Here is an 18,294-nt window from a genome sequence, read left to right as displayed (position 1 = left end):
ACCCCTTACGGCACCGGTACGGGCTCTACATTGTAGTTCTTCTTGAATTCCTCGTTAAACTCCTTCATGGCCGCGTGCATCTTCTCCTCAAGCTCCGGACTGATCTCCTGCTTCTCCCGAATCTCCTTGTAAATCTCGGGATAACGGTTCTCAATGAATTGATAAAGCTCCCGCTCGTAGTCCGCGAGCACCTCCAGAGGCATCTCGTCCAGATACCCCCTGGTACCCGCAAAGAGAATACAGACCTGTTTCTCCACCGGAAGCGGCTGATACTGGGGCTGTTTCAGGATCTCGGTGAGCCGCGCCCCGCGGTGGAGCACCCGCTGGGTGGCCCGGTCGAGCTCGGAGCCGAACTGGGCAAAGGCCGCAAGCTCCCGATACTGCGCAAGCTCCAGACGCAGCCTTCCGGCCACCTGCTTCATGGCCTTGATCTGCGCCGCACCTCCCACCCGGGACACCGAAAGCCCCACATTAATGGCCGGACGAATTCCGGCGAAAAAGAGCCCCGGCTCCAGATACACCTGACCGTCGGTAATGGAAATCACATTGGTGGGAATGTAGGCCGACACATCTCCCTGCAGGGTCTCAATAATGGGAAGCGCCGTGAGCGACCCACCACCGTAATTCTCGTTGAGCTTGGCCGCCCGCTCCAGCAACCGCGAGTGGTTGTAAAAGATGTCCCCGGGATAGGCCTCACGCCCCGGCGGACGCCTGAGAAGCAGCGACACCTCACGGTAAGCATTGGCCTGCTTGGAAAGGTCGTCGTAAATGATGAGGGCGTGCCGGCCCGTGTCCCGGAAGTATTCCCCCATGGCGCAACCGGCGTAGGGTGCAATGTACTGCAGCGTGGCGGGATCCGAAGCACAGGCCACCACCACCGTGGTGTACTCCATGGCCCCGTACTTACGCAGGGTCTCCACGATCTGCGCCACCGTGGACTTCTTCTGCCCAACGGCCACATAAATGCAGTAGACATCGGTGTCTTTCTGCGCCAGGATGGCGTCCACGCAGATGGCCGTCTTTCCGGTCTGACGGTCTCCGATTATGAGCTCACGCTGCCCCCGACCGATGGGAGTCATGGCGTCGATGGCCTTGAGACCGGTGTACATAGGCTCGTGCACCGGACGCCGCGCAATGATCCCCGGCGCCTTTACCTCAATTCGCCGGAATTCCTTGGCCTCGATGGGCCCCTTGCCATCCAGCGGACGGCCCAGAGGATCCACCACGCGCCCGATCACCGCCTCGCCCACCGGCACCTCGGCGATGCGTCCGGTGCGCTTGGCAATGTCCCCCTCCTTAATCTTGGTGGCGTCACCCATAATGGGCACACCCACATTGTCGAACTCCAGGTTGAGCGCAATACCCATCTCACCGCCCGGGAACTCAACGAGCTCCATGGCCTGACAGTTGCGCAGACCGTACACCCGGGCCACTCCGTCTCCCACGGAGATGACCACACCCATCTCGTTGAGGTCTACCTTCTTCTCGTATTCCTCAATTCTCTTTTTGATCAGATCACTAATTTCCTCGGCTCTAATTCCCTGCTGCATATCAGGCCACCTCTCCCTTTATTATGGATTCTTTAAAGGCCTCAAGCTGGGTCCGGACGCTGCCGTCCAGGACCAGATCGCCAATTCTTACCACCAGTCCCCCGATGAGGTCGGGGTCCTCCTGAACGAGGAGCTTCACCTCCTTGCCGGTCATCTTCTTGAGGGCCTCGGCCAGCCGCCCCCTCTCCTCCTCACCCAGCGCAAAGGCCGCCCGCACCTCCGCCCGCACGATACCCAGCTCCTCGTCCAGCAACTGATCGTAGGCCTCGAGAATCCCCTGGATGTACTGAATGCGCTTCTTCTCCACCAGCAATCGCAGAAAGCGCGCCACCTCCTCGTCGAGCGCGAGCCCCTTAATGATGTCCTCCACGATCTCCATCTTGAGATCCGGAGGATAGATGGGGCTCTCCAGCGCCTCGAGCACCTCCGGAGAGGAAGCCAGAAAGGCGCTCACCTTCTTGAGCTCCTCCCCGTACTCCTTAACCTTGCCGCGATCCCTGGCCGCCGCAAAAAGACCCCTGGCGTATTTCTGGGCAACTATCGTCCTAATCAATGGACCACCCTCTCCACGGTTTCTATCTTTTCCACGAATTCCTCAAAGAGCCGCCTCTGATCCTCCTCGGTGATGTTCTTGCGGAGGATCTCTTCGGCCATCTTTACCGCCAGCTCCGCCACCTCCCGCTGAAGCTCAGCCCGGGCCCGGGCGAGCTCCTGCTGTATGTAAAGCTCGGCCTGCTGCTTGATGCGCTCGGCGTTCTTCCTGGCCTCCTCGACGATCCTCTGGGCCTCGTGCTCCCCCTGCTCGCGGAAGGACTCGAGCAACCGCTGCGCCTCGGCCTCAAGCCCCTTCAGCTTCTCCTGGAGCTCCGCGTAACGCTGCTCGGCCTCCCGCTTCTTGGCCATAAGGTCCTCGTACTCGTTAAGAATGGCCTCCCGCCGGGAACGGAACATGTTAACTATGGGATCCTTACCAAACTTGTAAAGAATCGCCACCAGAAGGAGAAAGTTGACCAGCCACCAGATGAAATTGGTAAGCTGCTCCCGGGTCACCCCGGCGTGCACCGCCGCCTCGTGCGGAGCGGATGCCCCGTGCATAAGCGTTTCCCCCGCGGCCAGCCCCAGCACACACCACACCACCGCTACCAGCAACCCCAGCCCCAGAACGCCTACCCACTTCCTCATAGCGCCCTCCCCAGGATCTTCTCCGCCATGGCCCGCGAAAAGACCTCTACCTGCTCGGAAAGGGCCTTCCGGGCGCTCTCTATCTGAGCCTGGATCTCGGCAAAAACTTTCTCCTTGTAGGCCTCGGCCTCCCGGGCCGCCTCCTCCAGAATGCGACGCTCCTCCTCCCGGGCCTTAGCCCGCAGAGCCTCCCGCTCGGCCGCAGCCCGACTGCGGGCCTCGGCCAAACCCTCCTCATAAGCCCGCAAACTCTCCTCAGCCCTGGCCAGAAGGGTCTCCGTCTCGGACTTGAGCCCCTCAAACCTGCTCCGGCGCTCCTCCAGGGTGCGCATCACCGGACGGATGAGAAGGGCATTAAAAATAAAGGTGAAGATCAGGGCCTCAATGATGGTAAGCCACAGCGTGATGTCAAAATTAAGCATGGCCTCCTCTGCCTCCCCAGCTTTTGCAGACCAAGTTCGCTTTTAGCGTAAAGTGGATGTTATGTCAAGCAATGTTTAGATCCAAAATTCCGAATTATAGAAAAGAAAAGCGCCTTCTCATCACCGAAGCCACCATTCCTAACATAATCAATGTGGAAAGGATGGAAGACCCCCCGTAACTGAGAAAGGGCAGAGGGAGGCTTGCGGCGGGAAGGATGTGAAGCACCCCACCCAGATTGACGAAAACCTGCCAGAAAAGGCCCATCGCCGCTCCGAAGGCCAGAAACCTCCCCAGGGGATCCCGGGCCAGATACCCGGCCTTAAGAGCGTAGAAGACCAGCAGAGCGTAAAGGGCCAGAACCAGGATAGAGCCGACGAATCCCCATTCCTCCGCCCACACGGCAAAGGCCAGATCGGTGTGCTTGGCCGGAAGATAATGAAGACGGGAAGAAAGACCCTTCCGGAAACCCTGCCCCAGGAGTCCGCCGGAGCCCACGGCGATGAGGGCCTGCCTGGTCTGATAGGACCACTTTTTCTGAGTCTTACCGGGTTTGAGGAAGGCCAGGATGCGCGCCCTTTGATAGGGTTTCAGGTGTCTCCAGAAAGGGGGGCCCACCATCAGGGAAAGGGCCAGCCCGGCCACCGCGATAGCCAGGATCAACCGTCGGGAAAGTCCGGCCATGAAGATCAGGCTCTCTCCGATCAAAAATAACAAAAAAGCCTGATCCAGATCGGTGACCGCGATCAGCACCATGGGCACCCCTATCAGGAGGTTGGCCAGCACAAAAAGGGGAAAGCGCAAACGGGGCTCGTGCTGATGGGCGAAAAAGAGGGCCAGAAGGGCCACCAGAAGGGGCTTGGCGAATTCGGAGGGCTGTACGCTGAACCCACCAAAGACGAGCCATCTCTTACCCGAAACGGCCATGTAGAGCAAAAGCAACACATACATCATGTAGATCGAAAAAATCCTGGGCCAGGTGAGGAGACGCCGGTAATCCACGAAATACAGCCCCAGGAAAACCACCACCCCGGTACCCATAAAAAGGGCCTGACGCACAAAATGGCTCCAGCCACCGGCGCTGTACTGATTGAGAAGGCCGCAGGCGAATAGCCCAAAGAGCGCCAGGAAAAAGGGCCACTCCACGAGCCAGATCTTTATCCTCACGGACTCTCTCCCCCGAAGTAAAGACGCAATACTCTGGCCGCTATGGGGGCGGCGACCCTCCCTCCGTGTCCTCCGTGTTCCACCAGCACTCCCACCACCAGCCGGGGATCCCGCGCCGGAGCGAAGGCCACGAACCAGGCGTGATCCCTCTTTTCGTAGGGGACCTCCTTCCCTTCCTCCATCGTCTTCCTCACCACCTGAGCGGTCCCCGTTTTACCGGCCACCAGGATCTCTTTAAGGCGGGCGGCCTTCCCGGTACCGTATTTACCGTTAACCGCCTCAACAAGTCCCGCGAGGACCCACCTGAGACTGGAGGACTTAACCGGCAGGCGTCCCTCTTGTTGAGGAGAAAACAGATCCACCTCTTTTCCGGAGGGATCGGCGATCTCCCGAACCACAAAGGGCCTCCACAGTCGTCCCCCGTTCGCAATAGCTCCGTAGAACTTGACCAGCTGGAGGAGGTTCACCTCAAGCGCCCCCTGGCCGATGGCCACTACCAGATTCTCTCCCTTCTGCCAGGGCTCGTGATACGCCCGCCTCTTCCACTCCCTATCCGGAACCAGGCCGGGATTTTCCCCCGGAAGGCCGAGCCCCGAGGGTCTTCCGAAACCGCAGGCCCGGGCGAACCTGGCCAGATAATCGATGTCCAGCCTCTCTCCCAGCACATAAAAGTACACATCGCAGGATTGCGCCAGGGCCTGAACCAGAGAAACCTTGCCGTGCCCCCACTTGCGCCAGCAGCGAAAGACCCGGCGTCCCAGACGGTAAAAACCCGGGCAATAAATCTTTTCCGAAGGTGATATGACCCCGGCCTCAAGCGCCGCGAGGAGGGTGACCGGCTTAAAGGTGGAGCCGGGATGATAGGCCAGAAGGGCCTTGTTGAGAAGCGGACGGAGGGGATCCCGATTGAGGTCCTTCCACTCCAGGGAGGAAAAACCCCGCAGGAATTTTTCCGGATCCGGTGCCGGGGCGCTCACCAGCGCCAGAAGAGCCCCCGTGCGCGGATCCATCACCACCACCGCCCCGGAACGCCCTTTTAAAAAGCCGTAAATGGCCTTCTGCAGGGAGGCATCCACCGTGAGAAAGAGATCCTTTCCGGGACGCGGCGGAACCTCGCTCACGATTCTCACCGTTCGCCCGAGGGCATCCCGTTCGACCTCCCTTTCCCCCTTTTTCCCGCGCAGCACCTCCTCAAAGGCCCTTTCCAGACCGGTCCTTCCCACCACATCCTGCGGTCCGTATCCTCTGGCCTTGAGCCGTGCAAGATCCTTACGGGACACCGTGGAAACATACCCCAAAAGGTGAAAAAAACTCCTTCCGAAGGGGTAAAAGCGTTCCGGGCGGGCCTCCACCCGAACCCCGGGCAGATAGTATCGACGGGCTTCAAGCCGGGCCACCTTCTCCCAATCGAGCCCCCGGCGGAAAAGTATCTCTCCGTAAGACTTTCTCTTCTTGAGGATGTATTCGGTCTTTAACGCAACGAAATCCTCATCCAGGATCCGGGCCAGAACCCGAAGGACCCGGTCCTCCTTGCCTCTAAGATAAAAGGGATCCAGATAAAGGTTGAAGGAGGGACGGTCCCCGGCAAGAAGCACCCCCCGTCGATCGAAGATGCGCCCCCGGGGGGCCGGAACGGAGACCCGGTAAAAGGTCCTCGCCCGGGCCAGCTTCCAGAAGTAATCGTGTCTAACAATTTGAAGATAGAAAAGTTTGATCAAAAGGATCAATAAAGCAAACAGAACGAAGTATCCCGCCGCCACGAACCTCCTCTGATAAATCTCCTCGGTCTTACGGGAGGTCATTTTCGACTTTTTTACTCCATCAACTTTAAACCCTCTTTTTCTGCCGCTTTGATCAATCGCTGGTCAAAAGCCCCGAACACTACTTCGCCCTCACCGGTCACTATAAGCGCGGAGGCCAAATGTATTCCGTCAAAAACTCTCAATCCATGCCGAAATATCAATTCTGCAGCCAGGTCTAAAACCTCCCGGCTAACCTCCACCACGGTATAACAGTTCCAGTCTTCGACAAATGCATTCCACAGGGAATCCAGATCTCCTTCCGAGATCCTCCCCTCTTTAAAAGCTCTCGTTAGAGCCGAAGCCATTTCCGCGTAAGATACATCGCTTGAAACTATTATGTCCGAGCGTCTTACCCAGTTTTTCACCCGTTCGCTGTGTTCTTCATCTATGTAAAGCTTCACCATTGCCGAGGTATCCAAATAGAAAATCATCTTCGATCTTCCACCACAAAATCAGAAATTGGCCTGCCCGGTTTCGGCTTTATTTTTGTCCCCCGGGGCTTTCCTTTTCCCCATCGGATCGGCACCTTTCGCCTGTAATCTTCCATCAGCTTTATTCTGATGAGCGTCTGGTAGCCGATACCCAATTCCGCGGCTTCTCGTTTCAGGTGGTCGATCAACACCTCCGGCAAGGTCAGGGTTACTCGTTTTGTCTTTCTCATTTTGGCATCCCTCCTGCATCTGTAATACATGCTATTGCCATCTTACAACACTTAAACTTCAGCATCCACCGGTCCGAAAGCCTCCCCCGATCCGCTAACGGCGTTGAAGATTCCCTCTATCGCCGTCTCTCCCCAATGGCGACGATCAAAAGAAGCGCCAGGGTGGTGAGAAGATTCTGCCAGAAAAAGGCCCTCCACCAGAGGGCCGGAAGCCCCCTTTCTAAAAGGTAAGGGATCAGGATAAAAAAGAACGCCTGAAAAAGAAAAAGGCTAAACAGCAGGGTAAAGACAAGCGGCCCGGGGCTTTCGAGGTTCAGATGCTTTTCCAGGAATCTCTGGGCCCAGAACACCGCAGAAGCGGCCAGCAATCCGGAAAAGATCCCGGGGGACCGGAAGTATCCCTCCCAGAGCCCCGTTAAAAGGAGAAGCCCGGCCCTCCCCGGTGGTCTATTCTTTAAGGCCAGGTAAAGCCCCAGAGCCAGAAAGAAGTCTCCAAAGGATCGCAAAAAAAGGGTCTCCAGCCAGTGCTGTAGCAAAAAGACTCCCACGAGAAGGGTCAGTTCACGCATCAGGGTTTATATTCCCGGCTCGTGATCAAGACGGCTACATAACGAAGTTTCCGAATATTTACCAGAGGACGAGCCTCTATGGTCTGAAAAAAGCCCTGGCGTTTCCGGGGAAGGATCCGGATAATTTTTCCCGCTCTTATTCCCGGCGGATAAAGGGCATCGGTGCCGGCCGTAAGCAACAGATCCCCCTCACGAAAATCCGTTCCGTAAGGCACATAGTCCAGAAGAAGGGGGCGTCCGAGCCCCTGCCCTTTGAGGATACCTCTTTCCCCGGAACGAGGGCTATAGACCTCTACCCCGCTTTCGGGGCTCACTATAGGGAGAACCCGGGCGTAGTGAGCCGCCACCTCCACCACCTGCCCCACGAGAACCCCGGGAGTGTCTCCCACCAGCGTGACCACCGGGGACTCCGGCTTGACCTGGTCCTTCTCCCCCCGATCGATAATTAGATACCCCTCAAAGGAATCCAGGGGATTGTAAATCACCCGGGCCGGCACATAAGGATACTTTCGAAAAAGTTTCTCCTTCTCCAGGGCCTCAAGCCCCTGACAAATGGCCATTTCTTCTCTGAGGCGTACGAGTTCGTTCCTGAGGCGTTCGTTCTCGCTTCTCAGAATACGGTTCTCCTGCTTGACCCTTACCAGATAAACATAGTGATCGAATCCCTCCCGAAAGGTGTTCCCGAGATAGGAGGTTACCTTTAAGACCGGGCCTAACAGGCCGAGAACCAGTCGAGGGGGATGAAGGTCTAGAATAAGAAAGAGGGAAAAAATCCCGACACCGAAAATCAAAAAAAGCGGCAAAAGGATCCTTATTCTGATCCGCGACACCCTTTAAGAGGTGAACATCAATTCCCGGAGCACATCGATGTTTTCCAGGGCCTTGCCGCACCCTAAAACCACCGAACACAGAGGGTCCTCGGCCACCATCACCGGGAGACTGGTCTCATCCCGAATAAGCTTGTCCAGATTCTTGAGGAGAGAACCGCCCCCGGTAAGGACTATCCCCCGATCCACGATGTCGGCGGCGAGCTCCGGAGGCGTCTGCTCCAGGGCCTCCTTTATGGCCTGCACGATGACCTGGATGGGTTCGTCAATGGCCTCCCGCACCTCCTCCGAGGAAATGGTAATGGTTTTGGGAACCCCGCTGACCAGATCCCTACCCTTGATTTCCATGGTCTGATACGGAGGTTCCGGAAGGACATTACCGATCTTGATCTTGATCTGTTCGGCGGTGTGTTCCCCGATGAGGAGGTTGTACTTGCGTTTGACATATTGCATGATGGCCTCGTCCAGCCGGTCCCCCGCCACCCGGACGGAGTTGCTGTAAACCACCCCGGCCAGGGAAATCACCGCCACCTCCGTGGTCCCCCCGCCGATGTCCACCACCATGTTGGCGGTGGGTTCGGTGATGGGGAGCCCGGCCCCTATGGCCGCGGCCATGGGTTCCTCAATGAGATAGACCTCCCGGGCCCCGGCGCTTTCGGCGCTCTCCCGCACGGCCCTCCTTTCCACCTGGGTGGTGCGGGAGGGCACACTGATGATGATGCGGGGACGCACCAGAAACCGGCGATTGTGGATCTTCTGAATGAAGTAACGCAGCATGGCCTCGGCCACCTCGAAGTCGGCGATAACGCCCTCCTTGAGCGGCCTTATGGCCTCGATGTTACCGGGGGTGCGGCCGAGCATCCTCTTGGCCTCCTCCCCCACCGCAAGCACCCGCTTGTAACGCCCGTCCTCCTTCACCGCCACCACCGAGGGCTCGCGCAAAACGATACCCTTGCCCTTCACATAAATAAGGGTGTTGGCCGTGCCCAGATCCACGGCCATGTCCATGGAAAAGAAACCGAAAAGAGACTTAATCATAACGCTCATTACTCTAGCAACTTTTTCCTGAAGCAGCAAGAATACTTTACGCTAACTCCTCGGGGGGTTATGTTATATCTATGATTCGAAATCCTTCGGTGGCCGGGCAATTCTATCCCGATGATCCCGCGGTTCTCCGGGCCGAGGTGGCCCGACTTATAAAACCCGCGGAGCCCCGGATAGAGGCCCGGATGGTGGTCTCCCCTCACGCCGGGTACATGTATTCGGGGGCGGTGGCCGGGGCGGTCTACGGCCGGCTGGAGCCTCCGGAGGTGGCGGTGGTCCTGGGGCCCAATCACACCGGTCTGGGGACCAGGGCCGCCCTCGTGCCGTACGGGGCCTTCCTCACCCCCCTGGGTGAGGTCCCCGTTGAAAGCGAGCTCGCCGAAGAGGTTCTCTCCCGCGTGGATTTCGTCAAAGACGACGCCCTGGCCCATCTCTACGAGCATTCCCTGGAGGTGCAGCTCCCCTTCCTCCAGTACATCCAGCCCGAGCTGAGTCTGGTGCCCCTGTGTCTTTCGCGACTCTCCATGGAAGAGATTCTGGCCCTCGGAAGGGGGCTGGCCGAGGCGGTGAGGCACTATCCCCGACGGGTATTGCTGGTGGCCAGCACTGACTTCAGCCACTATGTGCCCGACCGGGTGGCCCGCGAAAAAGATCGCCTGGCTATAGAACGCATCCTGGAACTGGATTCACAGGGGCTGGTGGAGGTGGTGTGGCGGGAGGACATCAGCATGTGCGGGGTAATTCCCACGGCGGTGGCTCTGGAGGCCGCCCGGCTCCTGGGAGCCTCCCGGGGAGAGTTGGTAAAATACGCCACCTCCGGCGAAGTTTCGGGAGACTACGCTCAGGTGGTAGGATACGCCGGAATACTGATCTGGTGAGGAATCATGAAGAGCGTAAAGACCCGTTTCCCCCCCAGTCCCACCGGACACCTCCATCTGGGAGGAGCCCGTACCGCACTTTTCAACTGGCTCTTTGCCCGGCACCACGGCGGCACCTTCGTTCTGCGCTTTGAGGACACCGATCGGGAGAGATCCCGTCAGGAATATGTGGACTCCATCCGGGAGGCCCTGGAGTGGCTGGGGCTTTACTGGGATGAGGGGCCTTACTTCCAGTCCGAGAGGCTGGAGGTATACCGGGAGTACGCGCGCCGACTTTACGAGGAGGGCAAGGCCTATTACTGCGAGTGTTCCCCGGAGGAGCTGGAACAAAAGCGCCGTGAGGCCCTGGCCGCCGGCCGCAAACCCGGCTACGACGGCACCTGCCGGGACAAGAATCTTCCCCCCGGTCCGGGGCGGGTCCTGCGGCTTCGGGTGCCGGAGACGGGAACCACGGTGGTGGAGGACCTGATCCGGGGGGCGGTGGCCTTCGACCACCGGGAGATAGACGACTTCATTCTGGTGCGCAGCGACGGCACCCCCACCTATCAATTCGCCGTGGTGGTAGACGACCTCACCATGGGCATAACCCATGTCATCCGGGGGGACGACCACCTCTCCAACACCCCCAAACAGATCCTCCTCTACGAGGCCCTGGGGGCCGAGCCTCCGCACTTCGCCCATGTGCCCATGATCCTGGGGCCGGACGGCACCCGGCTCTCCAAGCGCCACGGGGCCCTCTCCATCCTGGCTTACCGGGACGAAGGGTATCTTCCCCAGGCCCTGCGGAATTACCTGGTGCGCCTGGGCTGGTCCTACGGAGATCAGGAGATCTTCACCCTGGAGGAGATGATCGCAAAGTTCGATCTCACCAGGGTCAACAAGTCCGCAGCCCGCTTTGATCCGGACAAACTCCTGGCCATAAACGCCCACTGGCTCCGGGCCACCCCCACTCCGGAGCTTGCCGAGGAGGTCAAACCCTTCCTGGTCCGCCTGGGACTTCCCGTGCCGGAAAAGGCCTATCTGGTGGAAGCCCTGGAGACGGTGAAACCCCGGGCCCGCACCCTCCTCGAGGCCGCCGAGATGCTCGCTTTCTATCTGGTGGAGGAGGTGACCTACGACCCCAAGGCCGCGGAGAAGTTTCTCACCCCGGAGATGGAGCCGGTCTTTGAGCGCCTGGTGCGAGAGCTTGCCGGGGTGGAATTTTCGGACGAGGCCCTGGAGAGACTCTTTCGGGGTCTTTCCGAGGAATTGGGGCTAAAGCTCAAAAAGATCGCCCAGCCGGTGCGGGTGGCCCTTACCGGAAAGACGGTGAGTCCTGGGCTTTTCGAGGTCATGCGCGTTCTGGGACGGGAGAGGGTGTTGCGTCGGCTACAACGGGCTCTGGAATTCATCCGCAAGAGGTAACGATCATGAACGATCTCCTGGTTCTCACCCTCATTATCGTATTCTGGGTCCTCCTCAACCGGTTCATCCTTCCCCGCCTGGGGGTCCCCACCTGAGGCTCCATGGACAGTTGCTCGCTGGACCAGCGGGCCCGTAAAAAGAAAAAACGCTCCCGGCGGCGCTAAAGAAAGCTTCCTGGTGCCGAGGGCGGGACTCGAACCCGCACTAACCGCCCTCGTTCGATAAGAAATTAGAAGAAATTCAAAGCTATGTCAAGGTAGTATCTGTCCCCAAAGTGTCCCCAAGAGATTTCTTATAACTTCAATAGTCTAAGGCAATAGAAAAAGATAGGAAAAGATCGGCAGAACCAGTCATTACAGATTCTGGACCCTGGACAAAGACTTGGTGGACTTATAAGGCTCCATACCTACACATCTTCCAAAGATCACAATATTCGCAGGCAGATTCGTTTGTGGCCGGATACCAGTAGGGAGCTTCGATAATGTGCATGATCAGATACTTCACGAGTTCGGGAAATTTGGTCTTAAACCATTCTGCGTAAAGAGACGCACACTTTCCAAGTTTTTCGGGTTTAAGAAGGTAGATTTCTTCGCCCTTTTCGCGAAGCTTGATATTACTGGGAGCACTTTTTATGTGACACTCAGACCTCATGATTCCAAGGTTTTAGAGGCTGAAAATGTCACCTGTTTGATGACCCCATTAATATCTTTAAAATTCCTTCAGCCTTTGCCCAATTTACAATTTCTGCAGAGATAATAAAATATTCACATAATCCTATTTTCTTGATAATTTCTGCTTCATATTCAAGACGTTTACGATATTCTTTTTCCGGAGCAGAAAAATCCCCAAAATTCTTCAATTCGCTTAAGCGTTTCTCAAAATTTTCCCATAATTTCTTTTCAAAAATTTCTTCATAGTTGTGTTTTTGAGAAAATTTTAAATATATAGGCGCATTCAATTCTAGTTTTACATTACAACGATCTGCAATGCGTAATGTATTCTCTATTGCTTCTCTACACCAGGAAAATCGACCGATCATTTCATCAGGAGGGGCAAAATAAAGCTTATCCGTAAAACAATTAGAATTTTCTTTTTTAGAGAAAGTTTTATCGGATCGCATACATACTTTTATCTTTTGAGCATAGGCATCTTCCGGAAGAAGATAATGACAATCATTAGTTGCTACAAGTGGAATATTAAGTTCTTCAGCAAGTTTTAGTAGACCATCATTAATAATTTTTTGTTCTACAAGACCATTTTCCTGCACTTCAAGATAAAAACGTCCTGAAAAAATTTGAGCATACTCTTTAGCAATATGTCTCGCTTTATCTAATTTTCCTCTAAGAATAGCAGAAGGAATTTCTCCGTAAAGACATCCAGAAAGAGCAATTAACCCTTCATTAAATCTGTAAAGAAGTTCTTTGTTTACTATAGGTTTTTTCCCTGAACTTTTCAAATAAGCTTCCGTACATAGTTTTAAAAGATTTTTATATCCTATATTGTTCTCGCAAAGCAATACTAAGTGATAAACAGTATTTTTATCAATATTCTCATTAGAAACAAAAATTTCACACCCTAAAATAGGTTTTATTCCTAAAGAAATTGCTTTTTTGTAGAAATAAATAAGCCCAAAAAGAGAAGCATGATCTGTAATAGCAACAGCTTCATAACCAAATTCTTTAGCTTTAAGAAAAAGATCATCAATCCGAATGATTCCATCAAAAAGACTCCATTCTGTATGCAAATGGAGATGTACAAAATTTGCCATTTTGCTCCTCGCAACTTAAAAATTTATCGCTGTATAATTACTTTATCGTCTTTTTCTGACACCATTATGTCAAAAAGATTTTCCCTCTACATCTTTACGAGCTCCACTTTAAGCTCCTTAAATTCTTGGAAAAGTTTACCTTCAAAATTATGACAACATTATGACAGAGGTATTTTCATTTTTATTCCTAATATACCGCTGTCACCGAGGCAAGTTACCCTGAGACGCAAAAATTCCGTTTGTGGATAAAGGTATGGAGGGGCGGGATACCCTTATGGGATATCAAGGGCTGCAGCTCGGTCGAGAAGATGGCGATTGCCGTTATGGAGACAAAATGTACATCGTCCGCCTTCGGGAAGAGCCGATTTTTATAGGTTATTTCTGCGGAAAAGCAACCATCCGCACAGGAACTTTTTATGTAATTCAGGTCAAAAATACTTTGGATCGTATCGAGATTTATCTTCCGGGAGTTGTAAAATCTGAAAGAGAATTGTCACCTGAAGAAAGGAAAATGTTTAAATAAAGTTAATCTTCATTGTAAACAAATTGCAAACAACTTTCTAAATAATTCCTAATGAATTTTATTATTTTTTGGTAATTATCTTTGTCTTGAAGTAATTTTTCTGCAAAAGAACATACTATATAATTTTCTATTATCACACAACAATCTTTAAAATATTCTCTTTTCTCTTTGTTTGCTTTATACTTAAAAAGCTCTATAATATTTTTATCACAATCTTTATGTACACCTATCCATAATGGTGAACCATATTTTCTCCAAGCTTTTGACCAAATACCAAACCAAAGTAAAACATTATTTTTAAAACTAAAATATACTCCATATTCGTCTTCCCACCATTTATTTCTGAAAGCCTTATGAATAGAAACTTCATCTATTTTTTCTTTAGTTTCTAATTGCTGTACCGTTTTTTCTATGATATTAAAAAGTTTAGATAAAGCACAAAAAGTTTCTCGGCTGTATAGCACATTAACCTCCTCTAAAGAGAAATTTATAACTGAATTTTCATACCATTCGGACAATAAATTACAAAAATCAGCAATATATGGACTTAATAAATGTAAATTGTTGTCCTGCAATTCTTTTTTTATTTCTAGCCAATTTATTATTTTTATGTGAATTTCTTTGCTTTTCTTTTTATCTTTAAATTCGCATAATCTTCTTTCTAAATCACTCTTATAATCATAATCAGGAGGAATTATTGCCACAAAATGCAAAGACAAATTTTCACCCTGCTGATTGGCCAACCATTCTAAATAACTTTCAGGTTGATTTTCGGTTAATCTTCTATAAGGACTTATTTTAACTTCTATCAACATTTTTAATTTTTCATTTATTATTGCCAAGTCTGGTCTAGATTGATTTTCATTTAAGACAAATTGAAAATAAATATCTTCAAATTTTACATCTTGAGTTCCAAGATCTTTACCTACAAAAAGTCTAATCAAACTCTCTCGGATAGGTTTAAAAAACATCAATCCTTTAAGAAAAGAAGATACGCTATCTTCGTTAGAAAGAAGAAATTTTAAAATATTAAAACTCTCACGAAATTCACAATTCATATCCATTTTTGAAATCTTTGTAAAATTAAATTATTAAAAATTATTCTTCAACATATTTTATAATTTCTAATTCTTTCTTTAAAAATTGGTTCACGATAGTATTTATTTCTAAATTCTTTTTTAAAGCAATCTTTTCAAGCTCTTCTAGAATTTCACGTTCTAAATAAATCGGAATATAGAATTCGGCATCAGGACGGTAAAATTTTCCCCTCTCTCCTTTGGAAAAATCGTATTCTTTTTTCATTTCAAAGCCCTTCACTTAAAGTAATCCAACGATCTTCTTTTTCACTATGTTCTTCATCGTAAATGGATAAAGCGTTAGGATCTTTAAAAATTGTACATGCTCTCTCAAAGGAAACTTTATGTTTTTGAAGGTTGAGCTTCGCTTTTTGTGGATCCCATTCGAAATAATAGCGCATTTAGGCTATTTTCTAAATTAAAAAACCGGGTTTGTCCACGGCAAACCCTATCGAAGGTCGAGAACGCAGGCCTTCAGTCTCGCGTTCCAGTTCCCGTAAAAACCGGGCGGGATCTTTCTCCGCGCCAAGAAGAGAAAGTCGGCGATAAACGGTGGCGAAGTTTCCCGGGGTGAGCCTCAGGGTGTAAAGGCGCCGGCGGTGTTCCTCTCGGGCCGCATCCCCAAAGAGGGCCACGAAAAGTCGCCAGGCCTGCTCCGGCTCCATGGGGCGAAATTCCACCCGAAGGTCAAACCGCCGGGCCGTGGCTTCATCCAGTATCTCGGCAAAATTGGTGGTGCAGATGAACCAGCCCTCGTATCTCTCCATCCCGGTGAGCATCTCGTTGACCCAGGTGATCTCCCAGGAGTGACGGGCCTCGCGGCGCGTGCGCAGAAAGCTGTCCACCTCGTCGAGGAGAAGAACCGCCCCCTTCCGCTCGGCCTCCCGGAACATGGCGGCGATGGCTCTTTCCGTCTCGCCTACATAGGGAGAGAAGAGATCCGAGGCCCGGCGCACCAGGAGAGGACGCCCCAGGCGTTCGGCCAGGCGGTGGGCAAGCTCGGTCTTTCCGGTTCCCGGTGGCCCGTAGAAAAGAAGTCGGGCAGGATAGTCGCTTTCGGTCAGGGCGAAGATCTCCTCGATAGGCGGGCTGGTGTTCAGGACCTCCGCTCGGAAGGGGAGCTGGGGCCGGCTCTTACGGGCAGAGACGGGCCCTTTCCCCATAACCTGGAGGGTGGAGGAAAGGAGTCTTTCCAGGTCGCGCTCGGGCTCTCCGGAGTTTACCGTGGCCACCACCCGCGCGGCCCGGGTGATGAGGGCCGGAGGGATCTCCTCCCGGGCCAGGGTTTGCCGCCAGACCTCGCTCACCGGAAGCCTCTCCGTGGCCTCCCGAATTAACTGCAGGCGGATCTCCACAGGCATGCTCTCCACCGGAACCACAAGGTCGAAACGACGCAGATGGGCCGGGTCTATGCCTCTCAGGACATTTACTATCCAGATCACCGGAATCGGATTGCTTTCGAGGAAACGGTTGACCTGGATTTTGCTCGGAAGATCTTTCTTGGAAGGGCCTAACGAATTCATTCCTCCCAAAATGTCCTCGGCTTCGTCGAGAAGAATAATGGAACGCTCCGGGCCGGAGGAGAGGACCTGCTGAGCCACAAAGAGTGCCCTGAGGCGATCCGCAGGCGTGAAAGGTTCGAGATCCGGCTTGAGAAAGGCCACCTCAAAAAGATGGGCCTTGAGATGGGAAGCTAAGGCTTTGGAAAGTTCGGTCTTGCCAGTCCCCGGAGGCCCGTAGAGAAGCACATTTACTCCGGGACGCCTTTCCCGAAGGACTTTATCAAGATAACCTACAAGAATTTCTAACTCCGGAATATGGGAAAATCTTTCTAATGGGAAGGCGGAAGAAGAAACTCGACGGAAGTAACCGGAAAAGAATTCCCACCGATCCCGATGCGAAACAAAAAATTGTAAAAGAAATGTTTTGTATTCTATTTCAAAAAGATTGTGTAAACATGTCATCCCTCCTTGCCATAATTCTTTTATAGAAAGCAATTTTCCTGTAATAAGACGTCCAGTTGTTAAAACTTGACAAAGCTCTCCCAGAGATAAGTTAAAAAGTTGTGCCAAACAGTTTAAGGCAAAATTTAGAGACATCTCTCCCAGATCTTGCAAAAATTTTTCAAGAATTGGCTCGCTAGAAGCTAATAAAGCAAAGATAAAAAGAAGCTCCTCTTTCTCATCTAAACCGAGCTTTAGAAAAAATTTCTAAATTTTTCTTTAAAATTGGATCGGAAATTTCAGCTTTATTTTCAATTTTTGGTAGCAATTTATAGAGTTGATCAAAAAAGTATTCACTCTTAGCTGAAGCAGGAATGTTTTTCTTTTCAACAAGAAATTCAAGAGCATCTTTGTCAAAATACGATAATAGGAGATTTACCCAATTTTGACTATGATAATCAAAAGCTTCAAAAATTTCTCTAAGTCTTAATTCAATACGCGGCCTACAAATAATAGATAACTTGGCGATCCAGTAGGCCACAAGCCCGTTCTCTAAAAAAATTTCCTCCAAGGTTATCACCTCCGTGCTTTTGTAATTTTCCGCATCTTTAATTATGGAAAGGGATAGTGACACCCTTATGTCAGTAAATTTCAAGATCTGGATCGAACCGGAAAAAGATCTATAAAACATTGTTTAAAGATCTAAAATTGGTTATTCTTTAGATAAAAAATGAGTTTGGAGGAGCGAGATGCAGCCCCACAAGATAAGGAAACAGGAGTTGAAACAGATCACTCTTCTTCTTCCAGAGGTTCTTATAGAGCATTACAAGAAGAAGGCGGCCAAGCTGGGCATAGGGTATAGGACTCTGATCCGGTTGAAACTCATGGAGGATCTCTTGAAAGAAACAGAAGGGGAGATTCTTAGGGCTAGAGGCAAGCCCGAGGGCGCAGAGGTAGAACTCCAGGGAGAAGGAAAACTGGTCTCTGAAATGGTTATAGAGGATAGGAGATGATTCTTTATCTGGACACTTCAGCACTGGTAAAGCTTTATATCAAGGAGCCGGGGAGCGATATGGTAAGGGCGTACAGAGGGCGGGCGCAGGAAATAGCGACCAGCGTCGTGGCTTATACCGAGGCCTATTCGGCTTTCAGGAGGGCTTTTCGGGTGGAGAGAAGGATTACGGAAGAGGGCTTCAAGGAGGCAATCCGTAAATTCGAAAATGACTGGCGAGGTGGAGGTTACACTTTGGTGAGGGTGAGCGATTTGGTCTTGGAAACGGCCAGGGACTTGATTCTGAAGCATGGATTGAGAGGCTTCGACGGAATACATCTGGCTTCAGCACTGTTTCTAAAAATGAGCAGAGAGGAAATATGGTTCGGGGCCTTCGATAGTAGATTGACGGAAGCGGCGGAAAAAGAGGGATTGCTCCTGGCCTTTGGTGAGAACGGAGGAAAACCCCTTGTGCGCATGACATAATGG

Annotated in this window: 22 protein-coding genes; 5 read left to right on the top strand and 17 right to left on the bottom strand. The window is 52.0% G+C overall.

Translation table 11 applies throughout. The features are described from left to right. Positions 1 to 5 precede the first annotated feature (5 nt). From atpA to K3767_RS03610, 11 genes are all read right to left on the bottom strand, one after another. Positions 6 to 1,550, bottom strand: a complete 1,545-nt coding sequence (atpA, locus tag K3767_RS03660; protein WP_221172195.1) for a F0F1 ATP synthase subunit alpha — start codon at positions 1,548 to 1,550, stop codon at positions 6 to 8. A 1-nt stretch (position 1,551) separates the two neighbouring features. Next, positions 1,552 to 2,103, bottom strand: a complete 552-nt coding sequence (gene atpH / locus K3767_RS03655) for an ATP synthase F1 subunit delta (RefSeq protein WP_221172194.1) — start codon at positions 2,101 to 2,103, stop codon at positions 1,552 to 1,554. After that, the gene (atpF, locus tag K3767_RS03650; protein WP_221172193.1) at positions 2,100 to 2,732 is read right to left on the bottom strand and encodes a F0F1 ATP synthase subunit B; all 633 of its coding nucleotides are present in this window, start codon (positions 2,730 to 2,732) and stop codon (positions 2,100 to 2,102) included. Before atpF ends, atpH begins: the two co-directional genes overlap by 4 nt. Continuing rightward, positions 2,729 to 3,154: a hypothetical protein gene (locus K3767_RS03645; RefSeq protein WP_221172192.1), complete on the bottom strand. Its 426-nt coding sequence runs from the start codon at positions 3,152 to 3,154 to the stop codon at positions 2,729 to 2,731. Before K3767_RS03645 ends, atpF begins: the two co-directional genes overlap by 4 nt. Positions 3,155 to 3,248: 94 nt before the next feature. Further along, complete coding sequence (locus K3767_RS03640; protein ID WP_221172191.1) at positions 3,249 to 4,319, bottom strand: FtsW/RodA/SpoVE family cell cycle protein; 1,071 nt, start codon at positions 4,317 to 4,319, stop codon at positions 3,249 to 3,251. Beyond that, positions 4,316 to 6,121, bottom strand: coding sequence for a penicillin-binding protein 2 (gene mrdA / locus K3767_RS03635; protein ID WP_221172190.1), 1,806 nt, complete (start codon positions 6,119 to 6,121; stop codon positions 4,316 to 4,318). Before mrdA ends, K3767_RS03640 begins: the two co-directional genes overlap by 4 nt. Before the next feature lie 11 nt (positions 6,122 to 6,132). Further along, complete coding sequence (locus tag K3767_RS03630) at positions 6,133 to 6,552, bottom strand: type II toxin-antitoxin system VapC family toxin (RefSeq protein WP_221172189.1); 420 nt, start codon at positions 6,550 to 6,552, stop codon at positions 6,133 to 6,135. Continuing rightward, positions 6,549 to 6,812: a CopG family antitoxin gene (locus tag K3767_RS03625; protein WP_221172188.1), complete on the bottom strand. Its 264-nt coding sequence runs from the start codon at positions 6,810 to 6,812 to the stop codon at positions 6,549 to 6,551. Before K3767_RS03625 ends, K3767_RS03630 begins: the two co-directional genes overlap by 4 nt. An 86-nt stretch (positions 6,813 to 6,898) precedes the next feature. After that, positions 6,899 to 7,351, bottom strand: a complete 453-nt coding sequence (locus K3767_RS03620) for a hypothetical protein (protein ID WP_221172187.1) — start codon at positions 7,349 to 7,351, stop codon at positions 6,899 to 6,901. Continuing rightward, the gene (gene mreC, locus K3767_RS03615; RefSeq protein ID WP_221172186.1) at positions 7,351 to 8,154 is read right to left on the bottom strand and encodes a rod shape-determining protein MreC; all 804 of its coding nucleotides are present in this window, start codon (positions 8,152 to 8,154) and stop codon (positions 7,351 to 7,353) included. Before mreC ends, K3767_RS03620 begins: the two co-directional genes overlap by 1 nt. 30 nt (positions 8,155 to 8,184) lie before the next feature. After that, positions 8,185 to 9,225 (bottom strand): rod shape-determining protein, encoded by a 1,041-nt coding sequence (locus tag K3767_RS03610; RefSeq protein WP_370630429.1) that lies wholly within the window; start codon positions 9,223 to 9,225, stop codon positions 8,185 to 8,187. Positions 9,226 to 9,296: 71 nt separating this feature from the next. On the opposite strand from K3767_RS03610, the gene amrB reads away from it, so the two are divergent. Next, entirely contained in the window at positions 9,297 to 10,100 is an 804-nt protein-coding gene (gene amrB, locus K3767_RS03605; RefSeq protein WP_221172184.1) for an AmmeMemoRadiSam system protein B, read from the top strand. Between the two features lie 6 nt (positions 10,101 to 10,106). Further along, positions 10,107 to 11,504 (top strand): glutamate--tRNA ligase, encoded by a 1,398-nt coding sequence (gltX, locus tag K3767_RS03600; RefSeq protein ID WP_221172183.1) that lies wholly within the window; start codon positions 10,107 to 10,109, stop codon positions 11,502 to 11,504. A gap of 679 nt (positions 11,505 to 12,183) precedes the next feature. Here gltX and K3767_RS03595 read toward each other — a convergent pair. Next, the gene (locus K3767_RS03595) at positions 12,184 to 13,272 is read right to left on the bottom strand and encodes a PHP domain-containing protein (protein WP_221172182.1); all 1,089 of its coding nucleotides are present in this window, start codon (positions 13,270 to 13,272) and stop codon (positions 12,184 to 12,186) included. Between the two features lie 241 nt (positions 13,273 to 13,513). Here K3767_RS03595 and K3767_RS03590 point away from each other — a divergent pair, with 241 nt between their 5' ends. After that, positions 13,514 to 13,795, top strand: coding sequence for a hypothetical protein (locus K3767_RS03590; RefSeq protein WP_221172181.1), 282 nt, complete (start codon positions 13,514 to 13,516; stop codon positions 13,793 to 13,795). 2 nt (positions 13,796 to 13,797) lie between these two features. Here K3767_RS03590 and K3767_RS03585 read toward each other — a convergent pair whose 3' ends face one another. The 5 genes from K3767_RS03585 to K3767_RS03565 all read right to left on the bottom strand — a co-directional run bounded on the left by K3767_RS03585 (position 13,798) and on the right by K3767_RS03565 (position 17,385). Next, entirely contained in the window at positions 13,798 to 14,859 is a 1,062-nt protein-coding gene (locus tag K3767_RS03585; RefSeq protein WP_221172180.1) for a hypothetical protein, read from the bottom strand. A gap of 34 nt (positions 14,860 to 14,893) precedes the next feature. After that, entirely contained in the window at positions 14,894 to 15,112 is a 219-nt protein-coding gene (locus tag K3767_RS03580; RefSeq protein WP_221172179.1) for a hypothetical protein, read from the bottom strand. Then, positions 15,099 to 15,272, bottom strand: a complete 174-nt coding sequence (locus K3767_RS03575) for a BrnT family toxin (RefSeq protein ID WP_221172178.1) — start codon at positions 15,270 to 15,272, stop codon at positions 15,099 to 15,101. The genes K3767_RS03580 and K3767_RS03575 overlap by 14 nt, the downstream gene beginning before the upstream one ends. A 12-nt stretch (positions 15,273 to 15,284) precedes the next feature. Beyond that, positions 15,285 to 16,619 carry an AAA family ATPase gene (locus K3767_RS03570; RefSeq protein WP_255592190.1) on the bottom strand — a complete coding sequence of 445 codons (1,335 nt, stop codon included), beginning with the start codon at positions 16,617 to 16,619 and terminating at the stop codon, positions 15,285 to 15,287. A 433-nt stretch (positions 16,620 to 17,052) separates the two neighbouring features. Then, positions 17,053 to 17,385 (bottom strand): hypothetical protein, encoded by a 333-nt coding sequence (locus K3767_RS03565; RefSeq protein WP_221172176.1) that lies wholly within the window; start codon positions 17,383 to 17,385, stop codon positions 17,053 to 17,055. A 178-nt stretch (positions 17,386 to 17,563) separates the two neighbouring features. Between K3767_RS03565 and K3767_RS03560 the strand changes: the two genes are divergently transcribed. Next, the gene (locus K3767_RS03560) at positions 17,564 to 17,827 is read left to right on the top strand and encodes a BrnA antitoxin family protein (RefSeq protein WP_221172175.1); all 264 of its coding nucleotides are present in this window, start codon (positions 17,564 to 17,566) and stop codon (positions 17,825 to 17,827) included. Next, the gene (locus tag K3767_RS03555; protein ID WP_221172174.1) at positions 17,824 to 18,291 is read left to right on the top strand and encodes a type II toxin-antitoxin system VapC family toxin; all 468 of its coding nucleotides are present in this window, start codon (positions 17,824 to 17,826) and stop codon (positions 18,289 to 18,291) included. The genes K3767_RS03560 and K3767_RS03555 overlap by 4 nt, the downstream gene beginning before the upstream one ends. Positions 18,292 to 18,294: the final 3 nt, after the last annotated feature.

The organism is Thermosulfurimonas sp. F29 (assembly GCF_019688735.1).
Lineage (GTDB): Bacteria > Desulfobacterota > Thermodesulfobacteria > Thermodesulfobacteriales > Thermodesulfobacteriaceae > Thermosulfurimonas_A.
This window is presented reverse-complemented; position numbering and strand designations above follow the sequence as displayed.